This window comes from Streptomyces sp. NPDC048255, from assembly GCF_040652415.1.
Classification (GTDB): domain Bacteria; phylum Actinomycetota; class Actinomycetes; order Streptomycetales; family Streptomycetaceae; genus Streptomyces.
Genome location: NZ_JBEZMA010000039.1, coordinates 40,911 through 60,303, shown reverse-complemented (window position 1 = coordinate 60,303; position 19,393 = coordinate 40,911). Strand labels below are relative to the sequence as shown.

Here is a 19,393-nt window from a genome sequence, read left to right as displayed (position 1 = left end):
CCAAGAGGAGTGATCGGGCTGTGAGCGGGATGGTCACCGCAGTACGTGGTCCTGTGATTACGGGATGGTCGGCGGTGTCGCCGTTCGGTATCGGCCGGGAGGCCTTCGCCGAAGGCGTCCGGTCGGGCCGTCCGGCAGCGACCGTGTTGGACGCCGAACAGTGGAAGGGCCCTGACGAGCAGGCGTGCCTGGTACCGGGATTCGTGATCCGGGACGTACTGGGCCGCAAGGGCACACGGTCGATGGACCGGGTGACGGGTCTGGCGGTCACGACCATCGGCCGGCTCATCGAGGAGTCGGGAGGGTCGGCCGCTGACCTGGGAGGCGAGAGCGCGGCTCTGGTGCTGGGCACCAACACCGGAAGCGCGCAGAGCATGATGGACCTGACGAGGGACACCTTCGTCCAGGAGAAGCCCTTCTACGTGGACCCGTCGCACTTCCCGAACACGGTGATGAACTGCGCGACCGGTCAATGCGCCATCTGGTACGGGCTGAAGGGCCCGAACACGACGGTCGCGGCGGGACGGGCATCCGGTCTCATGGCGCTGAACTACGCCCGCCGCCTGCTGGCGGCCGGCCGGGCACGAACGGTGCTGTGCGGTGCGGCGGAGGAGTACTCCGCGGCAAGGTCATGGCTGGAGCTGCACGTCCGGGGCGCCGACGAGACCGACACGGTTCTGGGTGAGGGCTGCGCGGTGCTCAAACTGGAAGCCGCCGAGTCCGTCGCGCCGGGTGACGGCCTGGCCGAGGTGCTGCTGGTGGAGTCCGGCATCGTCGGGCCGCAGGGGGTGGCGGCCTCGCTGACCGCCTGCATCGAGCGGGCGGTGCGCCGCTCCGGAGTGGGCCTCGAGGAACTGTGGGCGGTGTCACCGTCCGCCCCTTCGGGAACCGCCGGAACCGAGGAACGCGCGGCGCTGGACGCCGCCTTCGCCGGTCTGTCGCCGGAGTGGATTCCGCAGCCTCCCCAGATGGGCGACACGTCGGCGGCGACCGCCACCTTCCAGGTGGTATCGGTCCTGGCGCTGGCCGAGGGGGACCCGGCTGCACGCGGCCGCATCGCCGTGGTCACCTCTGTGGACCGCGACGGGGCGCTGGCCTGCGCCCTCCTGCGTCTGCGCTGACGACAGCATCAAGCGCCCGCCGCGCCACCGGGATCCGGTGGCGCGGCGGGCGCTTCGTGTGGTGCGGACAGCCGTCGGTCGAGCTCCTACTTCGCCGGTACGCCCGACGCAGTGGAATGGTCACGTTCCGCGGAGTGGGCGGCGGACAGCAGCCCGAGCCGCGCGGCACGTACGCCGGCCTGGAAGCGCGAATCCGCGCCCAGCATCGTCATGATCTCCGCTACGTACCGGCGGTAGGTGCGGACGGACACCGACAGTTCCCTGGCGGCCACCTCATCGGTGAGCCCGAGCTTCAGGTACTTGAGCACCTGCCGGACGGTGTCCGAGTGATCCCGGCGACCGAAGCTGCTCAGCTGGTTCGGAACGGCGGCGCTCTGCCAGATGCTCTCGAAGAGCATGCGCAGCGTACGGTTGACCGATTCGGCCTGGATGACCGATGCCCGTCCGCCGACCGCCGACTCCGCGCACACGAGGGCCGTCTGTCCGTCGACGATGACGGCCGTGAGCCGTGGCAGGTCGGACACCCGGACCTTGAGCGAACCGGTCTCGTCGCCGTCGCCCCCGAACTGCTGCTGGTCGAGGGAGGTCCGCGTGCACAGAACGCGTATGTCCACGCCTGCACCGTGACCGCGAAGCAGTCCGGCAACGACGTTCCAGACCGCTTGGGAAATCTCGACTTCCCCCGCGAGGATGATCTCGACGTGCTGGGACGCCTGGGCAAGGAGCTTCCGCACCTCGCCCGCGATGGCCTCTCTTTCCGGTTTGACCTCGGATATCAGCGCATTGCGCAGCTGCCGGTCCCGGCGATTGGTGAGCGTGAACTCGATGAGTGCACGCACTTCCATCAGCTCGAACTCAAATGTGTCGTGCACACTCCCAAATCTGGCCCCGTCCCTGTGTGGTCCACGGCTGGCCAAGGAGTGTGCTGAAAGTGTGTCCTCCATAGCAATTCCCCCGAAATGCTCATGGTGATGTGACGGCTAAGCGCATTCTGGCAGCAGGCGTAGCTCGACGGCTCTGGCTCCTGCCTGGAATCGGGAACTCGCACCGAGATCGCGCATGATTTCGGCGACGTGGCGGCGGTAGGTACGCAGGGACACCTTCATCTCGCGCGCTGCGACCGCGTCGGTGCACCCCGCGCACAGGCGTTCCAGGATGCGCTGGCCGAGGTCGGTACGGAGACGGCCGCCGAGCCGCAGGTAGTCCTTGAGGAGTACCGCCCGTCTCCACGCGCCGGCCAGGAGCAGCTCCAAGGTTCTGGCAGCCGCCGGGTCCTCCAGGGTGACGATGTGACCCTCCGCGGACCGGGGCCCGTTGTGGACGAGTGCTGTTTTCCCGTCCACGACCAGGGCTTCGACGAGATGGTCCTCGATGACGCGGACCTCCCAGCCGGGAGAATGGGGGGCGACTGACTGGATGAGCCGTGTTTCCAGAGCCTTCGGAGTGCAGAGGAACCGGACGGCGAGCGTGTCCTTGGTGGTCTTGCTGCGCTGGAGCAGCGCCTTGGAGACGGCCTCGGCCTGTTCCTCGTTTCCGGACAGGGCCACGCTGACCCGGTGCCGGGCCCCTCCGATGAGCTGCACTATGGCGTCGTCGGCGTCACCATTCTCTGATTTCAACCGTGCTGCGGAGTCCGCCGGCGAAGCGGAGCGGTGTGTGGAAAGGGTCGAGTTGATCAGGTCGCGGGCTTGCAGAAGAGTTCGCTCGACATCGTCAGAGCCTTCGCCGTATCCGGAAATTCCAGCGGAGATTCTCTGGCCTTTGTTGTGCTCCTCCTGCAGTGGCCTTTCATCCATTAATATATTTGACATAATTCCCCCGTTACGGTCTTGCGAACTTCGGTTCCCTGCTGCAGTGAGGAACCGGGGCAGGCTGAGGGTGGTGTCGGCTGGCTGCTCGCACCACGGTCAGTAGTCGGCCGCAGACAGGCGCGTCCCGTCGTGCGCCCGACGTGAGATTAACAACATCCTGTCAGCGGAGTCAAACAAACGAGAAAGATTAACGATCAACCTCATGGTGCTGCATTGGTGACGTGATGTCATGTCGCGAATGGGGCGTTTCGCCGAGCTGTATCGCCGCAATATCGGGCATTCGATAGGGAATGACAACTTCCGGTCCGGGCCCCGTCGCTATGCCGTGGAATTCAGGCGGATCCCGGATGTGAGTGGCTTCGGTCACGGCGCGCGCATGCCGCAGTACAGTACTGACGGTTTCCTGAAGTCGCTGTTGCGGGCGGGCGTCGGGCGCGAGTATAGACGGCATCGGAATGGGATGCCCGTATCCCGGATTTAGAATTCCAGAGGGCGTGCACCCGGGAGCCTGGGCCGGTGCCCGCCGGATCCCCGAGCCGGCGCGCCGGGTGTTGCAGGGACTCATGAGCCGGGATGGGCTCAGGAAGCGATGGATCCGGCCAACCTGGCCGACGTCCGACCGCTGTGTCGATCCGCCGCCCGCGGGTGGTTGCCCCTACCAGGGCGACGCCGACCGTGTGGCAGCAAGTGGTCAGCGGTGAATTCATTTCAGGGCCGATAGCGGAATTCCGCCCCGCTGTTGTCAGCAACCTGCCATGCAATGGAGATTCTTCCGCCGTCTCCGGCTGACTGGTGTGGCTGTGCTGTCGGCTTCGCTAACGTCACGAGGGTGGCTGAAAGGTCACCCCCCGATGCAAGCACGTGCTGTCCTGTCGTCAGCCGGAGAGCAGTGATGTCGTCCTGTCGCGGTTATCGGACAGTATCGGAAATGATGTTGAAGGAGCTCCATGTTCGGACGAATAGGACGGTTCTCTGTCAACCGGCCTTGGCTGACGATTGTTGCGTGGATCATTGCGGCGGTAGCGCTGAGTGCCTTGGCGCCCTCATTGAAACCGACGAATGACCAGGCGGACTTCCTGCCGTCGCACTATGAATCGGTTCAGGCGGCGAAGACGGCGGCAGCCGCCTTCCCGCAAAGCGAGGAGTCGGCCGCCATCGCGGTGTTCCAGCGGACCGACGGCGGCAAGCTGACGGATGCCGACAAGGCGGACGTCGCGAAGGTCACCGCCGGTTTGCAGGACAAGAAGTACGAGAACATCAAGAAGGTGGAGACGAGCCCGGACGCCGTCTCCCCCAACGGCGAGATCGCGCTGGCGACCGTGGTCCCGTCGGTCGACGACCCTTACGACGAGGCCGTCATCGAGGCGGTCAAGAGTCTGCGGCAGGACGCCAAGCCGCTCCTCGACGGCACCGCCCTGAAGCTCGGTGTGACCGGCCCGGCCGCGTCCGCGCTCGATGCGGGCGAGTCCTCGGGCGACACCGACGCCATGATCATGATGGCCACGCTGGTGCTGATCATCGTGCTTCTCGCCGCCATCTTCCGCAGCCCGCTGATCGCCTTCCTGCCCGTGCTGATGATCGCGGTGATGTTCACCGTCGCGATGGCGCTGATCGCGATCGCGAGCGACGTGGCCGGACTGCAGGCGGACAGCGGGATCTCCGCCATCCTGATCGTCGTGCTGTTCGGTGTGGGCACCGACTACATCCTGTTCCTGCTCTTCCGCTACCGCGAGCACCTGCGGGCCGGACAGGAGCCCAAGGCGGCCCTGACCGACGCGGTCGCCCGCGTGGGCGAGACCATCGCCTCGGCGGCCGGTGCCGTGATCGTGGCCTTCCTCGCCCTGCTGCTGTCCAGCATGGGCAGCCTGAAGGCGATGGGCCCGTCGCTGGCGATCGCGGTCGCCGTCACGCTCGTCGCGGCACTCACTCTCGTTCCGGCGGTCTTCTCGCTGCTGGGAACGAAGGCGTTCTGGCCGTCCAAGGCATGGAAGCGGACGCCGAAGAGCCGCCTTGCCAACCGGCTGGGCGACACGGTCTCGCGCCGCCCGGCAGCGGTCGCCGCCGTCTCCGCCGGTGTGCTGGTGGTGCTGGCTGTGGGAGCGCTCGGATTCAAGGCCGAGTTCGACTCCGAAAGTTCCCTTCCGAAGAACCTCGAATCCGTACAGGCCATGGAGCAGCTCCAGCAGGGCTTCTCGGCCGGCCAGACCGACCCGAGCCTGATCCTCGTCACGTCGCAGGGCGGGGCCAAGCTCGACGGGGCCGCCCTGGAGGACTTCCGCGGCAAGGTGGCGAAGACCGAGGGCGTCAACGACGTGTCCCCGGCACTCATGAGCGCCGCGGGCGACGTCGCCCAGTTCAGCGTGGTGCTGGAGCACCGGCCGGCCTCGGAGAAGGCGATCGCCCTGGTCTCCGGCGACCTTCGCGACACCGTCCACAAGTCGGCCCCCGAAGGGTCGAAGGCAGTTGTGGGCGGGACCACGGCCGTGCTGGCCGATATCGAGGACGCGGTGAACCACGACTACAAGCTCGTGTTCCCGGTCGCCGGTCTGGCGATCATGATCATCCTCGGCCTGCTGCTGCGCAGCGTCGTGGCCCCGTTGTACCTGATGATCTCGGTGGGCCTCGGCTTCGCCGCGACGCTCGGCGCCACCGTCTGGCTGTTCCAGGGCGCCAAGGGCGAGACCGGGCTGCTCTTCATGCTGCCCGTCATCGTGTACCTCTTCGTCGTGGCCATCGGGACCGACTACAACATCCTCATGGTGGCGCGACTGCGCGAAGAGGTCCAACGGGGCACCTCCCCGCGGGAAGCCGTCAAGCAGGCCGTGGCGCAGTCCGCGCCGACCATCGGTTCTGCGGCGGTCATCCTCGCCGGCACCTTCGGCGTGCTGATGCTCGCGAACAACTCGCTGCTGCAGCAGATGGGCTTCGCCGTGGCCTTCGGCATCCTGCTGACGGCGTTCGTCATGGCCCTGCTCCTCGTGCCGACGGTGACCATGCTGCTCGGCGCGAAGGCCTGGTGGCCCGGGCACCGCACCGCTCCCGGTGCCGGGCCCGGCACCGGTGACGAGCTGAAGGAACCGGCGATGGCCGCCGGATCCGCCAAGTAACAACAGAGGTCGCGCGTTTCCCCGGTGCGGGCACCGGGGAAACGCGCGACCTCGCGCACTGTCCTCAGGAGGGGCAGGTCCGCTCAGGAGCAGCCGCGGACCGAGTTCCACCCGATGAACGTGTGCCGCAGTGTGATGTCGAACGTGCAGGAGGCAGTTCCGTCGCCGTTCAGCTGCACGGTCGTGTCATGCGTGTTCGCGTACCAGTTCCCGCCGAGGTCGAAGATTCCGCGGTAGCCGAATTCCGCGTGGGCCGTGACGAGGGCACCGGAGTTCTGCTCACTCTTGTGGGACGACGTCAGTGACCATCCGGCGTTCCAGGGCTCGCGGTTGGCCGCGTGGCTCATCACGGTCACGGGGTTGGTGACCTGACCGTTGACGGTGTCCCAGGTGGACGTCGTGTAAAGGGCCGTCATGCGGATCTTGCAGCAGTCGTACATCTCCGACCAGCTGCGCACCTGGCGTCCCGTGGGCGCGTCGGCAGCCGCGACCGCGAGGGAAGAGGCCTTGTCCGCGGGCGCGACGGGGACGAACCGTACCGGCCCCAGGACGGGGGCGCAGTCCGCACCGATGCTCACGTCCTGCTGGGCGGACATCCCGGGCGGCGGCACGGGCAGGGTGCTGGGCAGCTTGACCTCGGCGCAGGCGGTGTCCTGCGGCGCGGTCTCGGACGCGGTCGCCGGCGCTGCGGTCCCGGCCAGCACGGCCATGGCCGCGACCGCGGCCGCGAAGAGCATTCTGTTCTTGTGCAATTTCCCGTTCCCTCTCGGTGAGTTCGCTGGGGAACGTAACAGGGTCGGGTTTCCCTGTAGTTGATCTTTCCGTGCATCGCAGGAAGATGACAAACCATCCCGCCGCGGTCAGCCGATGGCAGCTTCATGCCAAGCAGTGGTGGCGCCGATCGAGCTGCTGGAACAGTGGTATCGGTTCGAGCGGGTATGTCTGCCTCAACCCGTTCCGCACAGGTGATGGGGGAGATTCCGTGGCGGCCATGAAGACACTCAAGGCGGTGTACGGAGGGCCGGGGCCCTCCCGTATGCGCAGGGCGGCCATGCTCCGCCGGCTTGCCCTCGATGACACGGGACTCGAGCGGCGCCTGCGCAGCGGGCTCGAAGCGGCGGAGAAGGAACTGGCCGCCCACGCGGAGAGCGCCGAGGACCCGAGGATCGCGGACGTGGCCGGCCACCTCGCGGCGGCGGGGGGCAAGCGGCTGCGCCCGTTGCTGGTGCTGCTCGGGGCCGAGTTCGGTGACCCATGGAAGGACGGGATCACCGGGGCGGCGGTCATCGTGGAGCTGGTGCACGTCTCCTCGCTCTACCACGACGACGTCATGGACGCCGCCGCCACCCGGCACGGCGTACCGAGTGCGAACGCCCGCTGGGGCGACCGGCTCGCGGTGCTGGCGGGCGATCTCCTGCTGGCCAAGGCCGCCCGCCTCGCCGCCGATCTGGGCCCCGAGGCCACCGCCCTGAACGCCGAGGTGGCCGGACGGCTCGTGGAGGGGCAGCTCCACGAGCTCGTCGGACCCGGTGCGGGCGAGGACCCCATCACGCACTATCTACGGGTGATATCAGGCAAGACCGCGGCGCTGCTCGCCATGTCGCTGCGGATCGGAGCCCAGCAGGCGGGCGCCCCCGAGCAGGTGGTACGCGCGTTGGGGGAGTACGCCGAACACCTCGGCTTCGCTTTCCAGATGGCGGACGACCTGCTCGACATCAAGGCTCCGACGGAGCAGCTCGGCAAGGAACAGGGCAAGGACATCAAGGCGGGCGTCGCCAGCCTTCCGGTCCTGCTCGCGCTCGCCGACAGGACGCCGCGGGGCGCCGAGCTGCGCGAGCTGCTCTCCGCCGGGCCGGTGGGACCCGCCGAGCAGCGCCGGGCCCTCGCACTCTTCCGCCGCTCCTCGGCCCTCGCCGAGGCCGAGGCGATGATGCACGAGCGGCTGGACCTGGCTCGTACGGCGCTGCGGGCGCTCCCGCCCCGCCCGGCGCTCCAGGCGCTCGTCGCACTCTGCGATTTCGTGGCCGACCAGACCGGCTGAGGCGAGATCCTCCCCACCGTCGCCCCGAGGCACCCGGGCGGAGGCCGGTCAGCCGCCGTACGGCGCCTGCGCCTTCTTGTCCTTCAGCGCGGTGCCCCACCACTCCAGGGCGTCGAGGAGGGTCTTGGCCGCGGAGTTCGCCTCGGTCGGGTCGATGAGGCCGCCCTGCTCGTCGAACTGGCCCCAAGGACCGTGGAATCCGACGGTGTCGCGGACCGTGACCATGTGGCACTCGGCGAAGACCTGGCGCAGGTGCTCCACGGCGCGCATGCCGCCCGCCATGCCGCCGTAGGAGACGAAGCCGACCGGCTTGGCCCGCCACTCGGTGGTGTGCCAGTCGATCAGCGACTTCAGCGAGGCCGGGAACGAGTGGTTGTACTCGGGCGTGACGACGACGAACGCGTCTGCCTGGGCCAGTCGGGGCGAGACGCCGGCGAGCACGGCCCGGGTGGCCTCCGAGGGCGTGGCCGACAGCTGGTTCGGCAGGTCGTGCTCGATCAGGTCGATCACGTCGATGTCCAGGCTCCCCCGCTCACGGGCGACACCCGTGAACCAGTTCGCGATCGTCGGGCCGAACCGGCCGTCACGGACGCTGGCGATGATGACTGCGACGCGGAGCGGCTCAGACATGAAAGGTACCTCCAGTTGTGTGCGGCGCCGCCCCGGCCGTGGCTGACGGCGGAGGCGCTTCCCGCTGGTGCTGTTCCCACCCTCACCGGGTGTAACGGGAGCGGACAATACCCGGACTGTCAGTCCGTCAGCTCGGCGGGTGGGGTGCGGTGCTCAGCGGGGCCCGTACGCCGGCCACCGCGCGTAGGGCGGTTGCCCGATGCCGACGGGCCTCCTTAGTCCGCACGATGGCCGCGTGATGAAGGCGACGACGACGGGACGGGTCCTGCGGGACCGCAACGCACGGCTGTACCTGTCCGGGGTGGCGGTGTCGGGGTTCGGTACGACCGCGATGTGGCTGGCCGCGGGCATCTGGGTGAAGTCGCTGACGGGTTCGGACAGTCTCGCCGCCCTGACGGTCTTCGCCATGTGGGCGCCGACGCTCGCCGGCCCGGCGCTGGGGGCGCTGGCCGACCGGATGCCGAGGCAGCGGCTCCTGGTCGGGCTCAGCCTCGGGATGGCGCTGCTGCTGCCCGTCCTGCTCCTGGTCGACTCCGCGGAGCGGGTGTGGCTGATGTTCGCCGTCCTGCTGCTGTACGGGGTGAGCGGCACGGTCCATGAGGCCGCCGAGGCCGCGCTGCTGCCCAAGGCGGTCGGCCCGGGGATCCTCGGCGACTTCAACGGGCTGCGGCTCGCCGCCAACGAGGGCATGAAGCTGGTCGCGCCGCTGGTGGCGGCGGGGCTGTTCGCCCGGTTCGGCGGACCGTCGGTGGCGCTGCTCGACGCGGTCACCTTCGCGCTGGCGGCGGGGGTGTACGCGCTCCTGCGGGTACGGGAGGAGCCGCCGCCGCGTCCGGAGCCCGGCGAGGGGGCCCGAGCACAACTGACGGCCGGTGCACGGTTCCTGAGGGACTCGCCCGTGCTGTGGCCGCTGGTGCTGGCGGGCGCGGCGGTGATGTTCCTGGCCGGGCTGAACGGCGCCCTGATCTACGCCGTCGCCGACGACGTGCTGGGCCACACCCCCGCGTACGTAGGGGTGTTGTACGCCGTCCAGGGCGCCGGCTCCGTCGCCGTCGGGATCGCGGCCGGCCCGCTCCTGCGCCGCCTGCCCGAACGCAGGGTCGCGGCCCTGGGCATCGCCCTGTTCGCGCTGGGGGCCGGCGGCCGCGCCCTGCCGTCCGACGCGGTGGCCCTGGTGTGCAGCGCGGCGATCGGCATCGGGCTGCCGTGCGTACTGATCGCCGCCCTGACGGCGGTACAGCGCGAGACCCCGGACGCCGTCCTGGGCCGCACGGCCGCCACCGCCAACACCCTGATCTTCGTCCCGAACGCCGTGGCCCTGGCCCTGGGCGCCGGCTTGGTGGCCCTCGTGGACGTCCGCGTCCTCCTGCCGACCCTGACGGTGACCGGCCTGGCCCTCGCGACCCGCCTCGCCCGCCCGGCGTCCGCCAGCCGCCGCCCCGACACCGCCTAGTGCTGTGACCGGGAGGCAGACGGACAGGCAGGCAGGCCCGGCAGCGGCTTCACCACGGGGTGCTTCCGCGCCCCGGCCCATGGCCGCTTGGCCGAAAGCGCCCGTCACATTCTGACGTGCCCGGCCGTTCGGTAGGGTCCTGCCGTTGTCGATGATCATCGTCCCGGGGGGAACGACGCCTTGAGTTCATACCGACCTGCGCCCGGATCCGGATCCGGATCCGCGTACACGCCCGCGCCGGTCCGGCGGCCCGGGTGGGTGCGCGTGGTGCGGGCGCCCTTCGAGCTGGCCGCCCGGGTCCACCGGCCCGCGCGCCCCGACCGGATCGTGGACGAGGCGATCCGGCGCGCGCAGATCGCCCGGACCGCCATCGGCCTGCTCGCCGGGTGCTGGCTGGTGCTGTCGTACCCGCTGCGGGAGGGCGCGGGCGGCGTCATCGAGGACAAGTTCGCCGAGGTGCTGATCAGCGCCGGACTGCTGCTCGTGCTCGGACCGCTCGCGCTCGCCGCCTTCGTCCTGTCCGCCCGGCCGCCGGGCCCCGCCTTCTACCGGGCCCGGCTGCGCGGTCCGGCCACCGCCATCGGCGCACTGCTCGCCACCGTCCTGGTGATGTCGTACGGGCTGCCGCACATGAGCAGCTTCGCCTACGGCCTGGGGGCGATCGCCGGCCTCTTCTTCATCCCCTTCGCGCTCGCCTCGGCGGTGCTCTGCGTCCACCACGCCTTCCGGACCGCCGACGTCCACGAGGTGCTGCCGCCGATGCTCTCGCCCGTGCTGGTCTGGTCGCTCTTCGTCGTGCAGCTCTTCGACGACGCGCCCGTCGACGCACCGCTCCCGGTGCGCCTGCTGTTCCTGCTGGCCCCGCCGCTCTCGGTGACCGCGCTCTCGCTGTGGGAGCTGCGCCGGCTGCGCGTCCGCTACGGCATCACGATCCGCCGCGCCCTGGGCCGCGGCCGGCTGAGCGGACGAGGGTGAAGACCGCGCCCTCCGGGTCCGCGACCGTGGCTTGCCGGCCGATGGGCCCGTCGTGGGGCGGTTCGACGACGCGGCCGCCGAGGCCGGTGACCCGCTCGGCCGCCAGGTCGGTGTCCTCGACCTCGAAGTACGCCATCCAGTGCGGCCCCCGGTCGTGCGGCAGGGAGCGCCCGACACCCCGTACGGCGGCCACCGGGCGGCCCTCCAGCCGCAGGGTCAGGTAGTCGAACTCCTCGGAGGCCGCGCCGTGCGTCTGTGCCTCGTGGCCGAATACGTGCTCGTAGAACTTGCCGACGGTCGACGTGTCCTGCGTGATCAGCTCGTTCCAGACCGGGGTGCCCGGCTCCCCGTGCAGCCGGGTGCCCAGGTGGGTCTCGGCCTGCCAGATCCCGAAGATCGCGCCCAGCGGGTCCGAGCAGATCGCCACCCGTCCCGCGATACCGGCGTCCAGCGGCCCCACCGCGACCGTGCCGCCGCAGGAGCGGATCGCCTCGGCCGTGGCGTCGGCGTCGTCCGTGGCGAGGTAGGTGGTCCAGGCCACCGGAAGATGCCGGTCCGGCGGCATCTCGCCGATGCCCGCCACCTCGTGGCCGGCCAGCAGGGCCCGGACGTACGGACCGAGTTGTTCGGGGCCCGGCTCGTACTCCCAGCCGAACAGATCGGCGTAGAAGTCCTCCGTGGTCCCGAGGCCGTGCACCATGAGGCTCACCCAGCACGGTGTGCCGGGCGTGCGCCGCGTAGCTCCCGATGCCTCGGTCATGTCAAGCGTCTCCTCCGTCGTGCCGCTTCCGCGTGTCGCTGAATGCTTTCACTCCGCGGGGCCCGGCGCGCCCCGGCCGCGCCGCATCGCGGGGGCGTCGGAGCGAGATGACCGGATCGGTGCGCCCCGCCGATGACGCCCTTGTTACACGGGTTTGGGGCGGGGAGGAAGATGGCCTCCATGAGTGCGAATTCTGCGATCCTCTCCGCCGCCGAACTGGCGAGCGAACTGTCGGGTCCGAGGCCGCCGGTGCTGCTGGACGTCCGCTGGCAGCTGGGCGGACCCGACCAGCGGCCCGCGTACGAGGCGGGGCACCTCCCGGGCGCCGTGTACATCGACCTCGACCGGGAACTGGCAGGTCCGCCCGGGTCGGGCGGACGCCACCCGCTGCCCGACCCGGAGGCGTTCGGGGCGGTGATGCGGCGGGCCGGCGTCACGTCGGAGACGCCGGTGGTCGTGTACGACGGCGGCCAGGGCTGGGCAGCCGCCCGGGCGTGGTGGCTGCTGCGCTGGACGGGTCACCCGGACGTGCGAGTGCTGGACGGGGGCCTGGCCGCGTGGACGGAGGCGGGAGGCGGGGTGACAGCCGATCGGGTGACTCCCGCCGAAGGCGATTTCAAGCCAACTCCGGGGGCGCTGGGACTGCTGGACGCGGACGGAGCCGCCGCGCGCGCCCGGGCGGGGGTCCTGCTGGACGCCCGGGCGGGGGAGCGCTACCGCGGAGAGGTCGAGCCGATCGACCCGGTCGGCGGCCACATCCCGGGCGCGCTGTCGGCCCCGACGACGGAGAACGTGGGTCCGGACGGCCGTTTCCTGCCGGCCGGCGCCCTGCGGGCGCGCTTCGCCGGACTCGGCGCGGCGGCCGGCGCCCCGGTGGGGGTGTACTGCGGGTCGGGGGTCTCCGGCGCGCACGAGGTGCTCGCGCTGGAGGTGGCGGGGATCGCCGCCGACCTGTACGCGGGCAGCTGGTCGGAGTGGTCCTCCGACCCGGCCCGCCCGGTGGCCACGGGCCCGGACCCCGAGTAGCCCCCGAAACCGCCCGCCCGGCCCGAAGGCCGGGTAGGCGCAGGACCGGGTGGGCCGGCCCAGGACCGGCCCCCACCCGGGCCGGCCCGGACCGGAAGTCCGGCCGGGAGCCCGGGCGCCGGTGCTACTCCTGCTTCTTGCGGCGCGTGCCGAAGACGATCTCGTCCCAGCTCGGCACCGCCGCGCGCCGGCCGGGGCGGACCCCGTCGGCCTCGGCCTGCCGGTCGGTGGTGCCGGTCAGCCGGTCGCGGTGGCCCGCCACCGTGCGGGGCATCAGGACGTCGGCGTACGCGGAGCCCGCGCCCGCCGAGGCGGCCGGAGCCGGCGGCTCCTCCGTCTCGGGCTCCTCCGCCGGGGGTTCGGTGCGGTCCGGGACGACCATGTCGCCGCGGAAGCTCGGGACGGCCTCCAGCAGGCTGGTCAGGGTGTCCCGCTCCTCCTCCGGATCCGGAGCCGGCGGGGTGGGCCGTTCCAGCTGCCGGTCGAGGGCGCGGTCCAGCGGCCGGTCGCGGGGCAGCCGCGCGATCCTCGGTACGAAGGGGAAGCTCGGCTCCGGCGTGGCGGGCAGGTCGTCCGACTCGCCGATCAGCGAGCGGGCCTCGTCGTCCACGGCCACGACCAGCCGGCGCGGCGGGTCGTACGTCCAGCTCGCCGAGTGCGGTTCGCCCGCGACCCGGTAGACGAGCAGGACCTCCCAGGTGCCGTCGTCGCGGCGCCAGGAGTCCCACTGGACGGATTCCTTCTCGGCGCCGCGCAGCGTCAGCCGCTCCTGCACGGCCTCGCCGAGCTGGGGTCCGGTGTTCTCGCCGGGACGGCGCACGGGGGTCTTGCGGGCCCGCTCGGCCATGAAGGCGCGCTCGGCGAGCACGGGGCCCTCGAACCGGCGTACGCGGTCGACGGGGATGCCGGCGAGCTGGGCGACCTCCTCAGCGGAGGCACCGGCTCGTATACGGGCCTGGATGTCACGGGGGCGGAGGTGGCTCTCCACCTCGATCTCGATCTGGTTCAGGCGCGCGCGGTCGTTGCGCACGGCGGCGCGCAGGCGCTCGTCGATCGGAAGCGTGTACTCCGTGCTGTCCCCAGCCTTGAGCACCAGTCGTGTGCCGTCATTTGAGACGGCCACGACACGCAGTTCGGGCATGGGGACCTCCCGGGTGGTGCCTGCCGACGTCACGTGCGTCGCTGCTTCCGCTAGTCGAGTGTGGCCTGCCCGGGTGCAGCCTGCCACAACCTTGCCGAGTTAAACCGGCGTGTCGGGCATGCGCCCTTGATCGCCGTTATGGCACGGTTACCTGTTGGGCACGCACAGTGACGGAACGATTACTGTGCGCAGCAGGAACCCGTGCAATACCGCGGCATCACCGGTCTTGAGTGCCGTTTTCCATCAGCCGGCCCCCTCTCCCGAGTCCGGACATCCGTAAGGAAGGACGGCCCCAGGGCTCGCCACAGTACTCCATTCGGGCCACCTGGGTGGACCGCCGCGCCGCCGAACTTCTCTCGGACGGCGGGAGTTGGGCTGCCCTCCGTCGGGCCCCATCAGTGCTCGAACGCGTTTCCTGGTGTCCTGCTTCACAGAATCGCCAGAAATGGAACTATCCGTTTCGCTCAGGTGTCACTAACTGCTGAAAGCGTCGGACGCGCGAGAGGCAGGACACACAGGGGATGGCGACGGGTCAGAAGGCTACGCACGGTGCCGAATCGGAGAAGCCGGACGGGAAGAGGCTCGACCTGAGTGCGGCTCAGGTGGCCGGCAGCTCCCTCGCCACCGTCGCGGCAGCCCTGCTCGCCTCGAAGATGGGCGTCTACGGGACCATCCTGGGCGCCGGTGTGGTGAGCGTGGTCGCCACCGCGGGCGGACCCGTCATCCAGCACTTCTTCCGCCGCACCGGCGACCAGCTGCGCGAGTCGGCCCGGCCGAAGGCCCGTCAGGTCGCCGCGGAGGCACCCGTCCCGCCGGCGGAGGAGTTCGGCGAGGCCACCGTCCACGGCACCCGCGTACGGGGCTGGAAGCGCACGGCGGTCGCCGCCGGCGCGGCCTTCGCCATCTCCCTGGGCGCGCTCGGGACGTACGAGGCGGTCGCCGGCACCTCCGTCAGCAGCGGCGGCGGCACCATCTTCTCCGGCGGAACCCGCACGGTGCACCAGGACCGGCCCGCCCCGTCCGAGGAACGGCCGGGCAAGGAGACGGGCGCGGACACCGGGACCGGGACCGAGGAGGGCGGGAAGAGCCCCGGGCCCGGGACCTCCCCGGACCCCTCCGGCTCGACCGGCGGCGGCGCCGGCCGCGGCCCGAGCCCGGATCCCGGCACCTCGCACCCGGGGGCCCCGACGCCCACCCCGCCCCCGTCCACGCCCGCGCCCACGCCCCCGCCGTCCACCGCGCCCCCGAGCCCGGGCGCCGGGACGCCCGGCACCAGCGGCAGCGGCACGGGAGGCAGCAGTACCGGAGGCGGCAGCACCGGCGGCGGGCAGGAGCAGCCCGACACCCCCTGACCCGCCGGCCGGCCAGGGCTCACCCGCCCAGGACGCGCCGCAGGTAGTCGTTGCCGAACAGCCGGTCCGGATCGAGCCGGTCGCGGAGCGCGGTGAACTCGCCGAACCGTGGGTAGACCTGCTCGAAGTACTCCGCGTCCCGCGTGTGCACCTTGCCCCAGTGCGGGCGCCCGCCGTACTCGGTGAAGATCCGCTCGGCGGCCGTGAAGTAGGCCTGGTAGGGCGTGCCCCTGTACATGTGCACGGCGATGTAGGCGGTCTCGCGCCCCGAGGCCGTCGACAGCGCGATGTCGTCGGCCGGAGCCGTCCGCACCTCCACCGGGAAGCTGATCCGCAGGCCGGAGCGGTCGACCATGGCCTTCAGCTCCCGCAGCGCCTCGACGACCCGCTCGCGCGGGAGGGCGTACTCCATCTCCACGAACCGCACCCGGCGCGGGCTGGTGAACACCTTGTACGGGATGTCCGTGTAGGTGCGCGCCGACAGGGCGCGGCTGGCGATCCGGGCGATCGAGGGGATGGCGGCGGGGACCGCGCGGCCGAGGGAGTTGGCGGCCTGGAAGACGCCGTTGGACAGGAGTTCGTCCTCGATCCAGGCGCTCACCGCCGAGGGCGGGGCGGCGGGGCCCTGGCTGCGGTTGTTCCGCTTGGTGTTGCAGTTGCCGGTGTGCGGGAACCAGTAGAACTCGAAGTGCTCGTTCTCCGCGAAGTGCTGGTCGAACTCGGCCGTCACCCGGTCGAAGCCCATGGGCTCCTCACGGGCGGTCAGGAAGAAGACGGGCTCGACGGCGAAGGTGAGCGAGGTGACGATGCCCAGCGCGCCGATGCCGACCCGGGCCGCCGCGAAGACCTCGGGGTTCTCCTTCTCCGAGCACTGCAGCAGTTGCCCGTCGGCGGTGACCAGCTCCAGGCCGCGGATCTGGGCGGCGATGGAGGCCGAGTCGCGGCCGGTGCCGTGGGTTCCGGTGCTGGTGGCGCCGGCCACCGTCTGCTCCATGATGTCGCCCATGTTGGTGAGCGAGAGGCCTTCCGCGGCCAGGGCCAGGTTGAGGTCCTTGAGCACCGTGCCCGCCGCCACCGTGACGGTGCCGGCGGCCCGGTCGATCTCGCGGATCCCGGACAGCGCCTGCGGCCGTACGAGCACGCCGTCGGTCGCGGCGGCCGCGGTGAAGGAGTGGCCCGTGCCGACCGCCTTCACCCGCAGGCCTTGTTCGGCGGCCCGGCGCACCGCCTCCTGGAGCTCCCCGACCGAGCGGGGGGTCACCGTACGGGCGGGCGTGGCGGTGACGTTGCCCGCCCAGTTACGCCACGCGGCCGGAACGTTCTTCCCTGCTGTCCCCGCTGTCGTCCTCGTCGGCTTGTCCGCCATCGCTAGAAGGCTCCTCCCCTTGCGCCGGCCTCGTCAGCCGGCGGTATCCCGCGAACGCCACCGCCGCCGCGGCCGCCCCCGCCGAGAGGGAGACGACGTACCCGCTCCGTGCGCCGGCCGCGTCGATGACCAGACCGGTCACCGAGGAGCCGATCGCGACGCCGACCGCGAGGCCGGTGCTGATCCAGGTCATGCCCTCGGTCAGCTTCGCGCGTGGTACGTGCGCCTCGATCAGGGCCATCGTGGTGATCATCGTGGGAGCGATGGCGAGGCCCGAGACGAAGAGCGCCACGGCCAGGATCGGAAGGTTCCCGGCCAGTAGGAGGGGGATCATACTCACGGCCATCGCACATACGCCCAGTACCCAGCGCAGTTCGGTCCGGCCCTTGAGATGGAGCAGGCCGAAGACGATGCCGGCGAGGCAGGATCCGAGCGCCCAGATGGCCAGGATGAAGCTGGCGGAGGACTTGTGGCCCTGCTCGTCGGCGAAGGCCAGGGTGGCCACGTCGATGGAGCCGAAGATCGCGCCGGTCGCCACGAAGGTGCCCGCCAGCACCTGGAGGCCGGGGGAGCGCAGCGCGGAGGCGCGGTCCGTGTGCTCGCCGCGCGGGTGCGGCTCGGGTTCGGTGGACCGCTGCGCGGTGAGCAGCCAGACGCCGACCAGCAGGCAGACGGCGGCGATCAGCGGGCCGGCCTCGGGGAACCAGGTGGTGGACAGTCCGATGGCCAGGATCGGGCCGAAGATGAAGCAGACCTCGTCCAGGACCGACTCGAGGGAGTAGGCGGTGTGCAGCTCGCGCGCGGAGTTCCGGTAGATGACGGTCCACCGGGCCCGGACCATCGAGCCGACGCTGGGCACGCAGCCCGCGATCGCCGCGCACACGAACAGGGTCCAGTCCGGCAGGCCGTTCGCGGCGGCCAGCAGCAGTCCGCTGACGGAGGCCACGGCTATCAGGGTCGCGGGGCGCAGGACGCGCCGCTGCCCGTACTGGTCCACCAGGCGGGAGACCTGCGGGCCGATGACCGCGGCGGCGAGGGCGAGGGTGCCGGTGAGGGCGCTCGCCATCGCGTAGCGGCCGGTGATCTCGGAGATCATCGTGAGGATGCCGACGCCGACCATGGAGAGTGGCATCCGGCCCAGGAGGCCCGCGGCACTGAACGCCTTGGTGCCGGGGGCGGCGAATATCGCGCGGTAGGGGCTGGGCAAAGGATCTCCGTAAGGGACGTCGGCGGCCCGTACAGGTTACGACTGCGGACAAGACACCCGCACGGCGAAAAGGCCGGACCCGGGTGCTGCCCGGGTGCTGGGGGCGCCTTGTCGGCGGCGCGGGGTGGCGGGCGGCCGGGCCGGTTCCCGCCCGAGGACGCCGGGTGGCAGGATTCGATGCATGTCAGACCAGCTCTCCCCGCCGCCCGGCGGGCCCGCCGCCCCTTACGACGCCCTCCTGCTGCTCTCCTTCGGCGGCCCCGAGGGACCCGACGACGTCGTGCCGTTCCTGGAGAACGTCACGCGCGGGCGGGGCATCCCGCGCGAGCGGCTCAAGGAGGTCGGGCAGCACTACTTCGGCTTCGGCGGGGTCAGCCCGATCAACGGCCAGAACCGCCGGCTGCTGGACGCGCTGCGCAAGGACTTCGCGGAGCACGGGCTGGACCTGCCGGTCTACTGGGGCAACCGGAACTGGGCCCCGTACCTGACCGACGTGTTGCGGGAGATGGCCGCCGACGGCCGCCGCCGGATCGCCGTCCTCGCCACCAGCGCCTACGCCTCCTACTCGGGCTGCCGCCAGTACCGCGAGAACCTCGCCGACGCGCTGGCCGCACTCGCGGACGAGGGGGTCACGGAGCTGCCGCGGGTGGACAAGCTGCGGCACTACTTCAACCACCCCGGCTTCGTACAGCCGATGACCGACGGGGTGCTGGCCTCGCTGGAGTCGCTGCCGGCGGAGGTGCGGGACGGCGCCCACCTGGTCTTCACCACGCACTCCATCCCCGTGGCCGCGGCGGACACCTCCGGCCCCGCCGGGGAGCACACGAGCGGCGGCGAGGGCGGGGCCTACGTCAGGCAGCACCTCGACGTCGCCCGGGTGATCGCGGAAGCCGTACGGGCCGAGAAGGGCACCGCACTGCCCTGGGAGCTGGTCTACCAGTCGCGCAGCGGCGCCGCGCACATCCCCTGGCTGGAGCCGGACATCTGCGACCACCTGGAGGCCCTGCACGCCGCCGGCGCCCTCGCGGCCGTGATGGTGCCCATCGGCTTCGTCTCGGACCACATGGAGGTCCTGTACGACCTCGACACGGAGGCCACCGCGAAGGCGGCCGAACTGGGACTCCCGATCGCCCGCTCGGCCACGGTGGGCGACGACCCGCGGTTCGCCGCGGCCGTACGGGAACTGGTGCTGGAGCGGGCCGCGGCCGAGCGGGGCGAGCCCGTGGAGCGGTGCGCGCTGGGCCTGCTGGGCCCGAGCCACGACCTGTGCGCCGTGGGCTGCTGCCCGGCCCGGGCGCCCCGGCCGGCGGCCGCGGGCGCGGACAGCCCCTACGCCTGACGAGCTGGGGAGCCTGAGGAGCCAGGGAGCTGAGGAGCCGGGGAGCCTGAGGAGGGCCTCGCCT

The 19,393-nt window shown here is 71.2% G+C and carries 16 protein-coding genes; 8 read left to right on the top strand and 8 right to left on the bottom strand.

Annotated features, from left to right (window positions below; translation table 11 throughout):
* Positions 1-29: 29 nt before the first annotated feature.
* Complete coding sequence (locus AB0D94_RS26260; protein ID WP_362056225.1) at positions 30-1,121, top strand: beta-ketoacyl synthase N-terminal-like domain-containing protein; 1,092 nt, start codon at positions 30-32, stop codon at positions 1,119-1,121.
* A gap of 86 nt (positions 1,122-1,207) precedes the next feature.
* On the opposite strand, the gene AB0D94_RS26255 is transcribed toward AB0D94_RS26260, so the two are convergent.
* Complete coding sequence (locus tag AB0D94_RS26255; protein WP_362056204.1) at positions 1,208-1,993, bottom strand: LuxR family transcriptional regulator; 786 nt, start codon at positions 1,991-1,993, stop codon at positions 1,208-1,210.
* Between the two features lie 108 nt (positions 1,994-2,101).
* Entirely contained in the window at positions 2,102-2,740 is a 639-nt protein-coding gene (locus tag AB0D94_RS26250) for a hypothetical protein (RefSeq protein WP_362056202.1), read from the bottom strand.
* A 1,238-nt stretch (positions 2,741-3,978) separates the two neighbouring features.
* On the opposite strand from AB0D94_RS26250, the gene AB0D94_RS26245 reads away from it, so the two are divergent.
* Complete coding sequence (locus AB0D94_RS26245) at positions 3,979-6,039, top strand: MMPL family transporter (protein ID WP_362056200.1); 2,061 nt, start codon at positions 3,979-3,981, stop codon at positions 6,037-6,039.
* Positions 6,040-6,122: 83 nt separating this feature from the next.
* Here AB0D94_RS26245 and AB0D94_RS26240 read toward each other — a convergent pair whose 3' ends face one another.
* Positions 6,123-6,791 (bottom strand): hypothetical protein, encoded by a 669-nt coding sequence (locus tag AB0D94_RS26240; RefSeq protein WP_362056198.1) that lies wholly within the window; start codon positions 6,789-6,791, stop codon positions 6,123-6,125.
* A 239-nt stretch (positions 6,792-7,030) separates the two neighbouring features.
* On the opposite strand from AB0D94_RS26240, the gene AB0D94_RS26235 reads away from it, so the two are divergent.
* On the top strand, positions 7,031-8,080 hold the full coding sequence (locus AB0D94_RS26235) for a polyprenyl synthetase family protein (protein ID WP_362056196.1): 1,050 nt from the start codon (positions 7,031-7,033) through the stop codon (positions 8,078-8,080).
* 48 nt (positions 8,081-8,128) lie between these two features.
* On the opposite strand, the gene AB0D94_RS26230 is transcribed toward AB0D94_RS26235, so the two are convergent.
* On the bottom strand, positions 8,129-8,710 hold the full coding sequence (locus tag AB0D94_RS26230) for an NAD(P)H-dependent oxidoreductase (RefSeq protein WP_362056194.1): 582 nt from the start codon (positions 8,708-8,710) through the stop codon (positions 8,129-8,131).
* 238 nt (positions 8,711-8,948) lie between these two features.
* Here AB0D94_RS26230 and AB0D94_RS26225 point away from each other — a divergent pair, with 238 nt between their 5' ends.
* The gene (locus AB0D94_RS26225; protein WP_362056223.1) at positions 8,949-10,163 is read left to right on the top strand and encodes an MFS transporter; all 1,215 of its coding nucleotides are present in this window, start codon (positions 8,949-8,951) and stop codon (positions 10,161-10,163) included.
* 264 nt (positions 10,164-10,427) lie between these two features.
* Entirely contained in the window at positions 10,428-11,138 is a 711-nt protein-coding gene (locus tag AB0D94_RS26220; RefSeq protein WP_362056192.1) for a hypothetical protein, read from the top strand.
* Here AB0D94_RS26220 and AB0D94_RS26215 read toward each other — a convergent pair.
* On the bottom strand, positions 11,089-11,898 hold the full coding sequence (locus AB0D94_RS26215) for a VOC family protein (protein WP_362056190.1): 810 nt from the start codon (positions 11,896-11,898) through the stop codon (positions 11,089-11,091). The genes AB0D94_RS26220 and AB0D94_RS26215 overlap by 50 nt on opposite strands.
* A 180-nt stretch (positions 11,899-12,078) precedes the next feature.
* Here AB0D94_RS26215 and AB0D94_RS26210 point away from each other — a divergent pair, with 180 nt between their 5' ends.
* Complete coding sequence (locus tag AB0D94_RS26210; protein ID WP_362056188.1) at positions 12,079-12,924, top strand: sulfurtransferase; 846 nt, start codon at positions 12,079-12,081, stop codon at positions 12,922-12,924.
* Between the two features lie 124 nt (positions 12,925-13,048).
* Here the strand turns inward: AB0D94_RS26210 and sepH are convergent, their stop codons facing one another.
* Positions 13,049-14,065: a septation protein SepH gene (gene sepH / locus AB0D94_RS26205; protein WP_362056186.1), complete on the bottom strand. Its 1,017-nt coding sequence runs from the start codon at positions 14,063-14,065 to the stop codon at positions 13,049-13,051.
* Between the two features lie 521 nt (positions 14,066-14,586).
* Here sepH and AB0D94_RS26200 point away from each other — a divergent pair.
* Positions 14,587-15,417 (top strand): hypothetical protein, encoded by an 831-nt coding sequence (locus tag AB0D94_RS26200; protein WP_362056184.1) that lies wholly within the window; start codon positions 14,587-14,589, stop codon positions 15,415-15,417.
* Positions 15,418-15,436: 19 nt separating this feature from the next.
* Here the strand turns inward: AB0D94_RS26200 and AB0D94_RS26195 are convergent, their stop codons facing one another.
* Both AB0D94_RS26195 and AB0D94_RS26190 read right to left on the bottom strand, forming a co-directional pair.
* Complete coding sequence (locus tag AB0D94_RS26195; RefSeq protein WP_362056182.1) at positions 15,437-16,783, bottom strand: D-arabinono-1,4-lactone oxidase; 1,347 nt, start codon at positions 16,781-16,783, stop codon at positions 15,437-15,439.
* Positions 16,716-17,990, bottom strand: a complete 1,275-nt coding sequence (locus AB0D94_RS26190) for an MFS transporter (RefSeq protein ID WP_362056180.1) — start codon at positions 17,988-17,990, stop codon at positions 16,716-16,718. Before AB0D94_RS26190 ends, AB0D94_RS26195 begins: the two co-directional genes overlap by 68 nt.
* A 181-nt stretch (positions 17,991-18,171) precedes the next feature.
* On the opposite strand from AB0D94_RS26190, the gene AB0D94_RS26185 reads away from it, so the two are divergent.
* Positions 18,172-19,329 carry a ferrochelatase gene (locus AB0D94_RS26185; RefSeq protein WP_362056178.1) on the top strand — a complete coding sequence of 386 codons (1,158 nt, stop codon included), beginning with the start codon at positions 18,172-18,174 and terminating at the stop codon, positions 19,327-19,329.
* Positions 19,330-19,393: the final 64 nt, after the last annotated feature.

Coding starts and splice junctions, on each gene's coding strand:
- AB0D94_RS26260 (WP_362056225.1), top strand. CDS start 30: ATGGTCACCGCAGTACGTGGTCCTGTGATTACGGGATGGTCGGCGGTG.
- AB0D94_RS26235 (WP_362056196.1), top strand. CDS start 7,031: ATGAAGACACTCAAGGCGGTGTACGGAGGGCCGGGGCCCTCCCGTATG.
- AB0D94_RS26230 (WP_362056194.1), bottom strand. CDS start 8,710: ATGTCTGAGCCGCTCCGCGTCGCAGTCATCATCGCCAGCGTCCGTGAC.
- AB0D94_RS26225 (WP_362056223.1), top strand. CDS start 8,949: ATGAAGGCGACGACGACGGGACGGGTCCTGCGGGACCGCAACGCACGG.
- AB0D94_RS26215 (WP_362056190.1), bottom strand. CDS start 11,898: ATGACCGAGGCATCGGGAGCTACGCGGCGCACGCCCGGCACACCGTGC.
- AB0D94_RS26210 (WP_362056188.1), top strand. CDS start 12,079: ATGAGTGCGAATTCTGCGATCCTCTCCGCCGCCGAACTGGCGAGCGAA.
- sepH (WP_362056186.1), bottom strand. CDS start 14,065: ATGCCCGAACTGCGTGTCGTGGCCGTCTCAAATGACGGCACACGACTG.
- AB0D94_RS26200 (WP_362056184.1), top strand. CDS start 14,587: ATGGCGACGGGTCAGAAGGCTACGCACGGTGCCGAATCGGAGAAGCCG.
- AB0D94_RS26195 (WP_362056182.1), bottom strand. CDS start 16,783: ATGGCGGACAAGCCGACGAGGACGACAGCGGGGACAGCAGGGAAGAAC.
- AB0D94_RS26185 (WP_362056178.1), top strand. CDS start 18,172: ATGTCAGACCAGCTCTCCCCGCCGCCCGGCGGGCCCGCCGCCCCTTAC.